Genomic DNA, 13,063 nt, shown 5'->3' with positions numbered 1-13,063 from the left:
ACGCCAGTGTTGCTGCTTTGCAAGGGCAAATCCATCAAGGACGTATCATATGCGACGGGCGAATTCCTCGGGGTCGAGCGCCAGTTCGCTAAGACGCTTGCGCAAGGTGTTGCGATTTATCCCGAGTGCCTGCGCCGCGCGGAGCTGATTGCCGCCAGTCTCCCGAAGCACCTCGGCAAAAAGCGGTCGCTCGAATGCAGCAGCGGCGGCCTGATAGATCGTGCCGTTGGCAGGGCGCTCCAAGGCAAGCCAGCGCACGATGGCCTGCGCGATATCCCCGCTCTCGTCGTCGCTCGCCACAGGGGCTTCCGCGACCAGCAGCGACTGGATGCTCTCGGGATCGATCGCATCCTCGCGCGCCAGCAAGGCCAGGCGATAGATGAAATTCTTGAGTTCGCGCACATTGCCGCGCCAGGGCTGGCGGCTAAGCAGTTCCGCCGCTTCCGGCGTCAGTTGGCGACGCGGCAGGCCTTCGTTCGCGGCATGCTGGAGGAAGTGGCGGGCCAGCACCTCGATATCGTCGCGACGGTCACGCAGCGGCGGCATGTGGATCGGCACCACGTTGAGGCGGTAATAGAGATCCTCGCGGAACCGCCCGGCGGCGATCTCGGGTTCGAGGTCCTTGTTGGTGGCCGCGACGATGCGCACGTCGAGCCGGATCTCGTCGCGCCCGCCGACGCGGCGCACGGTGCCGGACTGGAGCGCGCGCAGCAGCCGGGTCTGGGCCTGCATCGGCATGTCGCCGATCTCGTCGAGGAACAGGGTGCCGCCCGCCGCCTGCTCGAACTTGCCGACATGGCGGGCAACCGCGCCGGTGAAGGCGCCCTTCTCGTGGCCGAACAGCTCGCTTTCGATCAGTTCGGCAGGAATCGCGGCGGCGTTAACCGCAATGAACGGCCCGGAACGGCGATGGCCAAGATTGTGCACCGCCTCGGCCACCAGCTCCTTGCCGGTCCCCGATTCGCCGAGGATCAGCACGGTCAGGTCGTTGCGCAGGACGCGCGTGATCATGCGGAACACGGTCTGCATCGCGGTGCTGCGCCCAACCAGCGGCAGTCCGTCGCCAAGCGGTTCCTCGCCCTCGACGGCAGCGCCCTGCCCGGCTCCCGCCGCCTGACGGACGGTGCGGGCGAGTTCGTCGATGTCGAAGGGCTTGGGAAAATATTCGAAGGCACCGGTATCGGTAGCGCGGACAGCCGTATCGAGCGTGTTCTGCGCCGAGAGGATCACGATCGGCAAGGTCGGATGCAGGTTCCGCACCCGGTCGATCGTCTCGATCCCGTCGCCGTCGGGCAGCATCACGTCGGTGACGAGCGCTTGATAGGGCCCGTCTTCGAGCAACCGGTCGCGCTCGGCAATCGACTGGCAGTGGATGACGCCGAAACCTTCGGCCTCCAGAGCGGCGGTGATGACGATGGCGATCGAGAGGTCGTCCTCGACGAGCAGCACACTCACGCTGCCGGTCTCCTTCTGATGGGGCGGCTGCGCGTCTCGCGCGCCAGCGGCAGGTGGACGCGGAAGTGGGTAAAGCCGCCCTCCTCGTCGCGTTCGTGGGTGATACGTCCGTTCATGTCCCGCACCAGCTTGCGCACGAGCGGCAGGCCGAGGCCCTGCCCGGACTTCTTGGTGGTGACGAACGGCTCGAAGATGTGATCGCGCATCGCCGGATCGACGCCGGGGCCGTTGTCGGTGACGCGCAGTTCCACCGGCAGGCGCACGGGCTCGCCCGAATCGGTCGTGTGAAGCTGGAGGCCGCTGGCGAAGCGAGTGCGGATCGTCACCCGCGGCTGTTCCTCGCGAGCACAGGCTTCCGAGGCATTGGCGAGCAAGTTGATGATGACCTGCACCAGAGCATCGGGACTGCCAAGCACTGCGGGAAGCGAGGGGTCGAATTCCTCGACCAGCCTCACCCGCTCGGGCGCCGCGCCATTGGCGGCAGACATCACGTCGAGCGCCCGGCGCGCGGCCTCGTGGAGGTTGCAGGGTTCGACCGGCGGCGCGGTGCGGCGGCTGAGTGTCTGCATCTGGTCGATCAGTCCCGCGATCCGGTCGACTTCAAGTGTGATAAGATCGGTGAGCGCCCTGTCCTTGTCCTCGACCTTGCGGGCGAGAAGCTGGGCAGCGCCGCGAATGCCCGCCAACGGGTTCTTGATCTCGTGGGCCATGATTTCCGGCCCGCGCAGCACGGCATTGTCGGGACCGCCGGAATCGTCGCCCAATGCCTCGGTGGCGGTGTTGTCGTGGATCGTCAGGACCTGCCAGCCCGGCGTATCGGCCACCGGCGCGACGTTGATGTCGATCCGGCGTGCGCCCTTGCCCTTGAGCGCGACGACAACTTCGCGCGCGGAAACCGGCGTCTCGTAATCGTCGAGCCGCTCCAACAGCAACTGGTCGGAAAACGTCAGGATCTCCTGAAGTGACGTTCCCACCAGCAGCCGCAGCGACTGGCCGAAGAATTGCTCGGCCGCCGGGTTCAACGAGGCGATCCGCAGCCCCGGCTCAAGCAGCACGACGGCCTGCGGCAGGCTTGCGAGAAGCCGGGATGCTGCAGGCAAGGCCGTGTGCGGCGCGAGGCTCATGCAGCCTGACGGTCTGCCGATGCGTCGCCTTGGTCGCGATAGGGTGCATAGAACTCCGCGAGCAGGCGCAGCACTTCGTCGGGATCGCTGACGAAGTTGATGCGGTTGCGGAATTCGGCCGAACCCTTGATGCCCTTGATGTACCAGCCCAAGTGCTTGCGCGCCATCTTCACGCCGGTATCGCGGCCGTAGTGCGAGAGCATGTCCTCGTAGTGCTCGCGGATGATCTCGTACTGCTGGCCGAAACCGGGCTCTTCCATCAGCCCGTTGCCGCGCCACCACTGCATCACCTTGGCGAGCGCCCAGGGTCTGCCATAGGAGCCGCGCCCGATCATCAGGCCGTCGGCGCCCGACTGTTCCAGCGCGGTGGCGGCATCCTCGATATCGAGGATATCGCCGTTGACGATCACCGGGATCGAGACCGCTTCCTTCACGCCGCGCACGAAGGCCCAGTCGGCCGAGCCCTTGTACATCTGGTTGCGGGTGCGGCCGTGGACGGTGATCATCTGCGCGCCCAGGTCCTGGGCAATGCGTGCGAGTTCGGGGGCGTTGAGGCTGTCATGGCACCAGCCCATGCGCATCTTCACGGTGACGGGCACTTTCACGGCCTTCACCGTCGCCTCGATCAGGCGGGTGGCGAGCGGCACATCTCGCATCAGCGCGGAACCGGCGTCGCCATTGACGACCTTGCGGACCGGGCAACCCATGTTGATGTCGATGATCGCCGCGCCGCGATCCTCCACCAGCCTCGCGGCTTCGGCCATCTGCTCCGGCTCGCAGCCCACGAGCTGCATCGAGACCGGGTCCTCGATCTGGTCCCACATGGCCTTCTGCAGCGACACGCGCGTCTCGCGGATGGCCGCCGGGCTGGCGATCATCTCGGTGACGTTGAGGCCCGAGCCAAATCCGCGCACCATGCGGCGGAACGGCAAGTCCGATACGCCGGTCATCGGCGCGAGCACGACCGGGCAGTCGATCGTGACCGGGCCGACCTGGATCGGCTTCAAAGCCGGAGGAGTGGGCAGTGTGTTCATTGCGCGTGCCGTTAAATGCCTGGAAAACAGGATGTGCCTAAAAAACAGGCAGCGCATAGTGGATTGCCCTCGCCTCGGCAAGCGATTACCGGCAACGACAATGTCGCAAGACCTGTCAGAAACGCCCCGGCGTCCCCTCACGCATCCCTCCACAGCAGCCATCGTGGTGGCCGCGGGCAAGGGATTGCGCGCCGGACAGCCCCTTCCCAAGCAGTTCGCCCTCTGGCGCGGCAAGCCGGTGATCCGCCATTCGGTGGAAGCCCTCGCCCGCGCCGGAATCGCGCCGATCCTCGTGGTAATTCCGCAAGGCGCAGAGGATCTGGCCAACGCGGCCCTTTCCGGCATCGCCGGTGTCCGCTTCACCATCGGCGGCGCGACACGGCAGGAATCGGTTCGTCTCGGGCTGGAAGTGCTGGTCGGCAGCAAACCCGATCTTGTGCTGATCCACGATGCCGCGCGCCCCGTTCTCCCCTCGGCCGTGATCGACCGCTTGCTCGGTGCGCTGTCAGCACAGCCCGGCGCGATCCCCGTCCTGCCGGTCGCGGACAGCCTTGCCCATGCCGAGCGCGAGGATGACGCCGAAATGATGGGCGCCCCCGCCCGCCGTGAGGACTTGCGCCGGGTCCAGACCCCGCAGGCCTTCCGCTTCCCCGAAATCCTCGCTGCCCACCGCGCCTGGGACGGCCCGACCACCGCCGGAGACGACGCCCAGGTGGCGCAGGCCTCGGGCCTGCGGATTGCCCTCGTCGAAGGAGACGAAGCCTTGCACAAGCTGACTTACGCCTCCGATTTCGCAGTCGGCGCCCCGCCGATCCGGGTCGGCACCGGCTACGATGTCCACCGGCTTGAAGAGGGCGAGGAACTCTGGCTTTGCGGCGTGCATCTCGCGCATACCCACGGCCTGTCCGGCCACAGCGATGCCGACGTCGCCATCCACGCCCTCGTCGATGCCTTGCTCGGCGCGGTCGGCCGGGGCGATATCGGCCAGCATTTCCCTCCCAGCGATCCGCAATGGAAGGGCGCCGCCTCCGACCGCTTTCTCGCCCATGCCGGAAAACTGGTGGCCGAAGCCGGTTACGCGCTGGGCAATGCCGACGTGACAATCATCTGCGAGGCGCCCAAGATCGGCCCCCACCGTGAGGCCATGCGCGCGCGTCTGGCGGAAATTCTCGCGGTGGACCCGTCGCTCATCAGCGTGAAAGCAACCACCACCGAGAAGCTGGGTTTCACCGGCAGGTCGGAAGGAATCGCCTGCCAGGCCGCCGTCAGCCTGATACGATTTTAAGGAGATGACGATGCGCAAGACTATTACCCTGGCCCTGGCCTCCGCGCTGGCGATCGTGCCCGGCGTGGCCAGCGCCCAGCAGTCGTGCCTGACCAAGGCCGAAGCCCGCTCGCTGTTCGGCTATGCCCTGCCTCAGGTCATTTCCGGCACCAGCAAGCGCTGCGCCCAGGTCCTGCCGAGCGATTCCTTCCTGCGCAGCCACGGCGCCGAACTGGTCACGCGCTATTCCGCGCAGAAAGCCCGCTACTGGCCCGAGGCCAAGGCCGCCTTCCTCAAGCTGGGTCAGAGCAAGGACGCCCAGGTCGGCCAGTTTGCACGCAATCTGCCCGACGAATCGCTGCAACCACTCGTCGATATCACCGTGGAGGGCCTTGTTTCCCAGGAACTTCCGTTGAAATCCTGCGACAAGGTCGACCTTGCGCTCGACCTGCTTTCCCCGCTGCCGCCCGAGAACACCGCCAGCCTGATCGCACTACTGATCGAAGCCACCTCCAAAGCCGACGATGTGGCGCCCGGAAAGACGAAGCTCGGCGGCTTCTCGCTCTGCAAGGACTGACATGGCCGACATCCTCTTCCCGCAGGACCTTTACGACCTCGCCGCGCGCGTGATTGCCGAGAACAAGGCGATCGGCCGCAAGGTCGCGCTGGCCGAGAGCTGCACCGGCGGCCTCGTCTGCGCCGCTCTGACCGAAGTGGCGGGCTCTTCCGCCGTGCTCGATCGCGGTTTCGTGACCTATTCGAACGAATCGAAAAAGGAACTGCTGGGCGTTCCATCGGACATCATCGACACGCTGGGCGCGGTCTCACCCGCGACCGCCTGGGCCATGGCGCAAGGCGCGATCGCGCATAGCCATGCCGATGTGGCCGTGGCGATCAGCGGGATCGCCGGTCCGGACGGCGGTAGCGATCTCAAGCCGGTCGGCACCGTGGTCTTCGCCCGCGCCCATCGCGGCGAGGAGGAAGTCCATGCCGAACAGAAGCTGATCGAAGGCGCCAACCGAGCGGAAATCCGCCATCATGCGGCGGTCGTCGCGCTGGAGCTGCTGCTGCCGGGAACGGAATTGCCGGCTTACGCGAACTAAGCGAAAGCGGTCGTCCCGGACCTGATCCGGGACGACGATCCTCGATCAGACCGGCTCGCCGTAAAGCTCGTGCGCGCGGGTCTCGAAGGCTGCAACCATCTTGCGGAAGGCCTTGTCGAAATATTGCCCGGCCAGCTTCTCGAACAGGGCATTGCGGAAGCTGAAGCGCACGTCGAATTCGATATCGCAGCTATGCGCGTCCACCGGATGGAAGGTCCAATGGTTGTGCAGATCCTTCATCGGACCATCTACGTAGTGAACCTTGATCTCGCGCGGACGAACCTTCTCGACGCGGGACGTAAACTTCTCGCGCAGGGCCTTGAAGCCGACCAGCATGTCCGCAACCATTTCGGTCCCGGTGTCCGACTTCACGCGGGTGGCGACCACCCATGGAAGAAATTCCTGATAGCGGCCCACATCCGCGACAAGGTCGAACATCTGCTCGGCGCTGTAAGGCAGCCGCTGGGTCTCGTGAATTCCGGGCATGCGTCAGGCTTTCGGCGCAGCCTTGGCCAGCTTCGCCTCACGCGCGGCGCGCATTTCGGCGAAGTCCTTGCCCGCATGATAGCTTGAGCGCGTGAGCGGCGACGATGCGACCTGAAGGAAACCCTTCGCACGGGCGATGGCACCATAGGCGTCGAAAGCCTTGGGCGTGACGAATTCCTTGACCTCGGCGTGCTTGGGGGTCGGGCGCAGGTACTGACCCATGGTCAGGAAGTCTATGTCCGCACAGCGCATGTCGTCCATGACCTGGTGCACTTCGAGGCGCTCTTCGCCAAGGCCGAGCATGACGCCCGACTTGGTGAAGATCAGCGGATTATGCGCCTTGACCTCTTCCAGCAGGCGCAGCGAGGCATAGTAGCGCGCGCCGGGGCGGATGGTCGGATAGAGCCGGGGAACCGTCTCCAGGTTGTGGTTGTAAACGTCCGGTCCCGCCTCGACGATCGCCTCGACGGCGCGGCGCATCTTGCCGCGGAAGTCGGGCGTGAGAATCTCGATCGTAGTGTTCGGTGTCGCGGCGCGCAGGGCCTGGATCACCTTCACGAACTGGTTCGCACCACCGTCCGGCAGATCGTCGCGGTCGACCGAGGTGATGACGATATGTTCGAGGCCGGTCTTGAGCGCCAGTTCGGCGACATGTTCCGGCTCGGAAGGATCGACACGGCCGGGCATCCCGGTCTTCACGTTGCAGAAGGCGCAGGCGCGGGTGCAGGTGTCGCCGAGAATCATCACCGTGGCGTGCTTCTTGGTCCAGCACTCGCCGATGTTCGGGCAGGCCGCTTCCTCGCAGACCGTATTGAGCTTGAGATCCCGCATCAACTGGCGCGTTTCGCCGTAACCCTTGCTGGTCGGCGCCTTCACGCGGATCCAGTCGGGCTTGCGCTGACGTTCGGGCTTCTGCTCTGGGCTCGGCACGGAGGAAAGATCGTTCATGGCGTCCAGATAGTCGCAAGCTTGCCCGCTTGCCAGTGCGAATATCCGCTCTATGGGTTGCGTGCGTTTCAACGGAGGCAAACCATGACCGAATCCCGCGCCCCGCAACCCGAACAACGCGTCCTCGATACCCTTCTCGACGGATATCGCCGCTTTCGCAGCAGTGGCTGGAGTCCCCATCGCGAGCGCTGGCAGCGCCTCAGTGAAGGCCAGCAGCCGGAAGTGATGATCGTCGCCTGCTCGGACAGCCGCGTCGATCCTGCGCAGATCTTCGATGTCGATCCCGGCGAGATTTTCGTGGTCCGCAACGTCGCCGCGCTCGTCCCGCCCTTCGAGACCACCCCCGGCCACCACGGCGTCTCGGCCGCGCTCGAATTTGCGGTGCAGGTGCTCAAGGTGAAGGAAATCGTGGTCATGGGCCACGGCATGTGCGGCGGCTGCAAGGCCGCGCTGACCCAGGAGCTGCGCGGCACCGAGCCCGGCCAAGGCGGCTTCATCGCCGACTGGATTTCGATGCTGGACGAAGCCCGCGGCCCGGTCGCGGCGGAATTCGGCACCACCGGCCGCCCCGCGGAGCGCCAGATGGAACAGGCGGCGGTACGCGTCAGCCTGGACAACCTGATGACCTTCCCTTGCGTCCGCAGCAAGGTCAAGAACGGCGAACTCAGGCTGCGCGGCGCCTTCTTCGCGATTTCCGACGGCCAGCTTCATCTCATGAATGAGACAAGCGGCGAATTCGCGTCGGTGAGCTGAACCCGGACCTCAAGGGCAAACGAAAAGGGCGGCGGGATAATCCCGCCGCCCTTTCTTTCATTCGCCGGGAAACCGCCTCAGGAAGCCGGCGTACCCTTGGTCGCCGCGTACGCCGCCCAGAGCTTGGCGACCGGCGCACGGGTGCCGGTGACCTTGGCCAGCGTCGCCTGCGCATCGGCTGCCTTACCCTGCATGGCCTGGGCCATGCCGAGGCGCAGGTTTGCCTTGTTGGCATCGACACCCGGCTTGCCGAGCGCGACCTTGTAGAGTGCTTCCGCCTGCGGATACAGCTCGTAGCTGAGGAACACGTCGGCCGAACCGGTGACGGAAGCCGCAGTCGCGGCGGGCTTCATCGCGTCACGCTCGGTAGCCGGCAGCGACGCCTTGTCCGCGGCAACGCGTCCCGCGCTATTGGTGCGATCCTGACCGACTTCGGCCTGAGTCAGCAGGCCCTTGGAGAGACCCTGGTCGATGACCTTGACGGCCTCGCCCGGAAACGCGCGGGGATCGACGTTCTGGAGATATTCGAAGTAGTCGCCCTTGGTCTTCATCGCCCCGGTCGCGAACATCAGGCGCATCAGGTCGAGGTTTTCCGCGTTCTGAAGCGAGGCCAGCTGGCGCACGATGGAAGTCGAGATGTTCCACGAATCCGGGCTCGGATAATACTGCGCGAGCATCGCCGCATATTCGGCAGAGGGTGCGAGCTGCTTGGCGTCGTAGGATGCCTGAAGAGCGCTGCGGATCGAGGTCTCGCTCGGCTTGGTGCCGTTGGCCTTCGCGGCCTCAAGCTCCTTCTGGACCATGGCAAGCGCTGCCTGCGGATTGTTCGAGCGCTTGTAGGAATCGGCCAGCAGCGGCTGGATCATGTTCTGCTGATCGCGATAGCCGCCGTCGAAAGACTGCTGGAGGTAACGCGCTGCGACGTCGTACTGGCCGCTCTGGTAAGCGGTGACGCCGGCGAGATACTGGACCTGACCGAGCGATTCCGGGCTGGTCTGGCCGCTGTCGAGCATCATGACGAGGCCCTTGTGCTGCATCGCCGTGTCGTTCATCAGCACGCCGACGTTGCGGGTCATCTCACCCTGCTTCAACTTGTCGAAAGGCTGGGTAGCCTGCGCCTCGGCGGTCTGGAGCTGGGCCAGAACGCCGCCCATGGCTGCATCGACTTCCGCCTTGGCAGCCGCCTTCTCGGCATCGGTCTTTGCAGCCTGGGCCTTCTGCGAAGCGGCCTGGACAGCCGCATTCGCCTTGGAATCGGCGATAGCCTTGTCGACCGGCGCGGCCACCGCCGCATATTCCTTCGAGAATGTCGCCTTTGCGGGCGCCTTTTCCTTGGCGACCGCCATTGTCGGCACTACGGCTGCTGCCATTCCGCCAGTCATGGCAACGGCCAGGGCAATACGGGAAATCAGGAACTTGCGAGCCATTCCGGCCAACTCCTCATCAAGACATGGGAAGAACCGCCCGAAAGCGTGGACCTCCTGAAACTGGTGTTGCCGGTGTGGCGGCGATTTGGCCGCTTGGCAACCTAGAGGCGCAATTAGGATCACGCCACTTAACGCTGATTGAATGCAATTCGCCGCAGCCTGAAGGGTTCCCGAGCCCGCCATATCGGCAGATGCACTCTCTTCGGCCCATAAGTGTGGAAAAAAGCACGGAGGCTCGTCCGCCCCCTCCTGTTCAGGTGGCTTTCCCCCCGCGCATGTCCTAGGGCGATCCATCACCCTTTGTCCCGCAGCAACGAACGATCCAGCGCGTGAGCGACGACACCGACATCAACGGCCCCGAACACATCGGTCCCGAAGGCGAATACACCCGCATCGACATCGTCGATGAGATGAAGACGAGCTATCTCGATTACGCGATGAGCGTGATCGTGAGCCGCGCCCTGCCCGACGTGCGCGACGGCCTCAAGCCGGTCCACCGCCGCATTCTCTATGCCTGCCAGGAAGCGGGCTACGTCGCCGGTCGTCCATACCGCAAATCGAGCCGCATCGTCGGTGACGTCATGGGTAAGTATCACCCCCATGGCGACAGCGCGATCTACGACGCGCTGGCCCGCCTGACGCAGCCGTGGTCCATGCGACTGCCCCTGATCGACGGTCAGGGCAACTTTGGTTCGATGGACCCCGATCCGCCGGCCGCCATGCGTTACACGGAAGCCCGTCTCGACAAGGTCGCGAACGAGCTTCTCGCCGATATCGACAAGAACACCGTCGATTTCGCTGACAACTACGACGGCTCCGAAAGCGAGCCGACCGTGCTTCCCGCGCGCTTCCCGAACCTGCTGGTCAACGGCGCGGGCGGCATCGCGGTCGGCATGGCCACGAACATTCCGCCGCATAACCTCGGCGAAGTGATCGACGGCTGCCTGGCCATGATCGACAATCCGGCCACGACGATCGAGGACCTGATCCAGATCATTCCGGGGCCCGACTTCCCGACCGGCCCGCTGATTCTCGGCCAGGGCGGCGCCCGCAATGCCTATATGACGGGCCGCGGCTCGATCATCATGCGCTGCCGCCACGAGATCGAGGAAGGCCGCGGCGATCGCCGCTCGATCGTGCTCACCTCGATTCCCTATCAGGTCGGCAAGTCGAACCTCGTCGAGAAGATCGCCGAAGCCGCCAAGGAAAAGCGGATCGAGGGCATCTCGGACATCCGCGACGAATCGAACCGCGAAGGCGTTCGCGTCGTCGTCGATCTCAAGCGCGATGCCACGCCCGAAGTCGTGCTCAACCAGATCTGGCGCAACACCCCGGCGCAGTCGAACTTTGCCGCCAACATGCTGGCGATCAAGGGCGGCCGCCCCGAAGTGATGAACCTGCGGGACTTCCTCCAGGCCTTCATCCAGTTCCGCGAAGAGGTCATCACCCGCCGCACCAAGTTCGAGCTGAACAAGGCGCGCGACCGGGCACACATCTTGCTGGGCCTCGTGGTCGCGGTCTCGAACCTCGACGAAGTCGTGGTCATGATCCGCAGCGCTCCGAACCCGGCAACGGCCCGCCAACGCCTGATGGCCAAGGAATGGCCGATCGGCGACATCGCGCCCTATATCCGCCTCGTCGAGGCGATCGAGCCCAGCGCCGAGCAGGACGGCGGCACCTATCGCCTGTCCGAGATCCAGGTGAAGGCCATCCTCGATCTCCGCCTGCACCGCCTGACGGCGCTCGGCCGCGACGAGATCGGCGATGAGCTCAAGGAACTGGCCGCCGCGATCGAGGAATACCTCTCGATCCTCGCCGACCGTGTGAAGCTCTACGGCGTCATGCGCGAGGAACTGGTGGCGGTGCGCGAACTCTACGCCACCCCGCGCGTCTCGCAGCTGACCGGCGCCGCCGACGGCATCGAAGACGAAGACCTCATCGAGCGTGAGGAAATGGTCGTCACCGTCACCATGGACGGTTACATCAAGCGCACCCCGCTCTCGACCTTCCGCGCCCAGGCGCGCGGCGGCAAGGGCCGTGCGGGCATGGCGACGAAGGACGAGGACGTCGTCACCACGATGTTCGTCACCTCGACGCACAATCCGGTGCTGTTCTTCTCCACCGCGGGCAAGGTCTATCGCCTCAAGGTCTACAAGCTGCCCGAAGGCGGCCCGACCACGCGCGGCCGCCCGATCGTCAACCTCCTGCCCTCGCTGGACAAGGACGAGACGATCCAGACCGTCCTGCCGCTGCCGGAGGACGAGAAGGAATGGAGCAAGCTCTCGGTCGTCTTCGCGACGGCCAAGGGCAACGTCCGCCGCAACGCCATGGACGCCTTCGCGAACATCCCCTCGAACGGCAAGTTCGCGATGAAGTTCGACGAGGACAGCACGGATCGCCTGATCGGCGTTGCCCTGCTCGACCAGTCGGACGACGTGCTGCTGGCAAGCCGCCAGGGCAAGGCCATCCGCTTCGCGGGCGACCTCGTCCGCGAATTCGCGAGCCGCACCTCGACCGGCGTCAAGGCCATGACGCTCAAGGACGACGACGAGGTGATCTCGCTCTCGATCCTCCACCGCGTCGGCGTGCAGGACCAGGACGAGCGTGAGGCCTACCTCCGCTTCGCCCCGTGGAAGGGCGAACGCGACGGCGAGAGCACGCTCGATCCCGAGCGTCTGGCCTATCTCGTCGAGAAGGAGCAGTTCATCCTCACGGTCTGCGCCAACGGTTACGGCAAGCTGTCCTCGGCCTACGAGTACCGCCGCACCGGCCGTGGCGGCCAGGGCATCACCAATATCGACAATATCGGCCGTAACGGCCCGGTCGTCGCCAGCTTCCCGGCCACCCGCGCCGACCAGCTGATGCTCGTGACCGACCAGGCCAAGCTGATCCGTCTGCCGCTCGAATCGCTGCGTGTGATCGGTCGCGGTTCGGCAGGCGTGCGCCTGTTTAACGTCTCGAACAACGAACACGTCGTCAGCGCCGTGCGTCTCGACGAACCGGCCGAGGAAGACGTGATCGAAACGATTGCCGAGGGCGAGGCCATCGCCACCGATCAGGCCCCGGAGGCAGGCTCGCCGGAAGGCGAAGCGCCGGACACCGAAGCGTGACCACCGATGCCGTCGCCTACAAGATCCTGACCGGAGAGCAGCTACAAACGCTGCTCTCCGACGGGGTGTTCACCGGCGCGCCGATCGACCTCACCGACGGCTACATCCACATGTCGACCGCCGCGCAGGCGCAGGAGACGCTGGACAAGCACTTCGCCGGACAGACCGGTCTCGGCATCGCCGCCGTCGATCTCACCGAGCTGGGCGACAGCGTGAAGTGGGAAGTCTCGCGCGGCGGCGCGCTTTTCCCGCATATCTACGCCGACCTGCCGCTCTCCGCCGTGATCGCCCATGGCCCGATCGAACGCGATGAAGGCGGAAAGCTGGTCCTCCCCGGGGCCTGAAATCCCGCGCACCCT

General features: G+C 65.3%; 12 protein-coding genes. 6 read left to right on the top strand and 6 right to left on the bottom strand.

From position 1 onward, the window contains the following. Positions 1-45: 45 nt before the first annotated feature. The 3 genes from AC4D6D_RS09270 to dusB are packed head-to-tail and all read right to left on the bottom strand — an operon-like array spanning position 46 to position 3,613. Positions 46-1,455 carry a sigma-54-dependent transcriptional regulator gene (locus tag AC4D6D_RS09270; RefSeq protein ID WP_491325045.1) on the bottom strand — a complete coding sequence of 470 codons (1,410 nt, stop codon included), beginning with the start codon at positions 1,453-1,455 and terminating at the stop codon, positions 46-48. Next, the gene (locus AC4D6D_RS09265; RefSeq protein ID WP_491325044.1) at positions 1,452-2,579 is read right to left on the bottom strand and encodes a two-component system sensor histidine kinase NtrB; all 1,128 of its coding nucleotides are present in this window, start codon (positions 2,577-2,579) and stop codon (positions 1,452-1,454) included. The genes AC4D6D_RS09270 and AC4D6D_RS09265 overlap by 4 nt, the downstream gene beginning before the upstream one ends. Further along, on the bottom strand, positions 2,576-3,613 hold the full coding sequence (dusB, locus tag AC4D6D_RS09260) for a tRNA dihydrouridine synthase DusB (RefSeq protein ID WP_491325043.1): 1,038 nt from the start codon (positions 3,611-3,613) through the stop codon (positions 2,576-2,578). The genes AC4D6D_RS09265 and dusB overlap by 4 nt, the downstream gene beginning before the upstream one ends. A gap of 100 nt (positions 3,614-3,713) precedes the next feature. Here dusB and AC4D6D_RS09255 point away from each other — a divergent pair, with 100 nt between their 5' ends. Genes AC4D6D_RS09255 through AC4D6D_RS09245 form a run of 3 tightly spaced genes read left to right on the top strand, consistent with a single transcriptional unit; the run spans position 3,714 to position 5,980 of the window. Continuing rightward, on the top strand, positions 3,714-4,898 hold the full coding sequence (locus tag AC4D6D_RS09255) for a bifunctional 2-C-methyl-D-erythritol 4-phosphate cytidylyltransferase/2-C-methyl-D-erythritol 2,4-cyclodiphosphate synthase (protein WP_491325042.1): 1,185 nt from the start codon (positions 3,714-3,716) through the stop codon (positions 4,896-4,898). A gap of 10 nt (positions 4,899-4,908) precedes the next feature. Beyond that, the gene (locus tag AC4D6D_RS09250) at positions 4,909-5,454 is read left to right on the top strand and encodes a hypothetical protein (protein ID WP_491325041.1); all 546 of its coding nucleotides are present in this window, start codon (positions 4,909-4,911) and stop codon (positions 5,452-5,454) included. A gap of 1 nt (position 5,455) precedes the next feature. Next, positions 5,456-5,980, top strand: a complete 525-nt coding sequence (locus tag AC4D6D_RS09245) for a CinA family protein (protein ID WP_147220579.1) — start codon at positions 5,456-5,458, stop codon at positions 5,978-5,980. A 45-nt stretch (positions 5,981-6,025) separates the two neighbouring features. On the opposite strand, the gene AC4D6D_RS09240 is transcribed toward AC4D6D_RS09245, so the two are convergent. Continuing rightward, positions 6,026-6,466, bottom strand: a complete 441-nt coding sequence (locus AC4D6D_RS09240) for a type II toxin-antitoxin system RatA family toxin (RefSeq protein ID WP_147220578.1) — start codon at positions 6,464-6,466, stop codon at positions 6,026-6,028. Between the two features lie 3 nt (positions 6,467-6,469). Then, positions 6,470-7,414: a lipoyl synthase gene (gene lipA / locus AC4D6D_RS09235; protein ID WP_147220577.1), complete on the bottom strand. Its 945-nt coding sequence runs from the start codon at positions 7,412-7,414 to the stop codon at positions 6,470-6,472. 84 nt (positions 7,415-7,498) lie between these two features. Here lipA and AC4D6D_RS09230 point away from each other — a divergent pair, with 84 nt between their 5' ends. Beyond that, positions 7,499-8,167 (top strand): carbonic anhydrase, encoded by a 669-nt coding sequence (locus tag AC4D6D_RS09230; RefSeq protein ID WP_491325040.1) that lies wholly within the window; start codon positions 7,499-7,501, stop codon positions 8,165-8,167. A gap of 77 nt (positions 8,168-8,244) precedes the next feature. Here AC4D6D_RS09230 and AC4D6D_RS09225 read toward each other — a convergent pair whose 3' ends face one another. Further along, positions 8,245-9,594, bottom strand: coding sequence for a hypothetical protein (locus AC4D6D_RS09225; protein WP_491325039.1), 1,350 nt, complete (start codon positions 9,592-9,594; stop codon positions 8,245-8,247). A gap of 329 nt (positions 9,595-9,923) precedes the next feature. Between AC4D6D_RS09225 and gyrA the strand changes: the two genes are divergently transcribed. Together gyrA and AC4D6D_RS09215 are read left to right on the top strand one after the other, a co-directional pair. Next, positions 9,924-12,704, top strand: coding sequence for a DNA gyrase subunit A (gyrA, locus tag AC4D6D_RS09220; RefSeq protein ID WP_491325038.1), 2,781 nt, complete (start codon positions 9,924-9,926; stop codon positions 12,702-12,704). Beyond that, a complete protein-coding gene (locus AC4D6D_RS09215; protein ID WP_491325037.1) occupies positions 12,701-13,048 on the top strand; it encodes a DUF952 domain-containing protein in 348 nt (115 codons plus the stop codon). The genes gyrA and AC4D6D_RS09215 overlap by 4 nt, the downstream gene beginning before the upstream one ends. The last annotated feature ends 15 nt before the right edge of the window (positions 13,049-13,063 follow it).

The sequence above is a fragment of the Novosphingobium sp. BF6 genome, from assembly GCF_058273105.1.
Note: the sequence above shows the minus strand (reverse complement) of the source record. Positions and strands in the feature narration are given on the sequence as shown.

What these genes read in the sequence shown, in the direction of transcription:
- AC4D6D_RS09265 (WP_491325044.1), bottom strand. Translation starts at nt 2,579, where the DNA reads ATGAGCCTCGCGCCGCACACGGCCTTGCCTGCAGCATCCCGGCTTCTC.
- dusB (WP_491325043.1), bottom strand. Translation starts at nt 3,613, where the DNA reads ATGAACACACTGCCCACTCCTCCGGCTTTGAAGCCGATCCAGGTCGGC.
- AC4D6D_RS09255 (WP_491325042.1), top strand. Translation starts at nt 3,714, where the DNA reads ATGTCGCAAGACCTGTCAGAAACGCCCCGGCGTCCCCTCACGCATCCC.
- AC4D6D_RS09250 (WP_491325041.1), top strand. Translation starts at nt 4,909, where the DNA reads ATGCGCAAGACTATTACCCTGGCCCTGGCCTCCGCGCTGGCGATCGTG.
- AC4D6D_RS09245 (WP_147220579.1), top strand. Translation starts at nt 5,456, where the DNA reads ATGGCCGACATCCTCTTCCCGCAGGACCTTTACGACCTCGCCGCGCGC.
- AC4D6D_RS09240 (WP_147220578.1), bottom strand. Translation starts at nt 6,466, where the DNA reads ATGCCCGGAATTCACGAGACCCAGCGGCTGCCTTACAGCGCCGAGCAG.
- lipA (WP_147220577.1), bottom strand. Translation starts at nt 7,414, where the DNA reads ATGAACGATCTTTCCTCCGTGCCGAGCCCAGAGCAGAAGCCCGAACGT.
- AC4D6D_RS09230 (WP_491325040.1), top strand. Translation starts at nt 7,499, where the DNA reads ATGACCGAATCCCGCGCCCCGCAACCCGAACAACGCGTCCTCGATACC.
- AC4D6D_RS09225 (WP_491325039.1), bottom strand. Translation starts at nt 9,594, where the DNA reads ATGGCTCGCAAGTTCCTGATTTCCCGTATTGCCCTGGCCGTTGCCATG.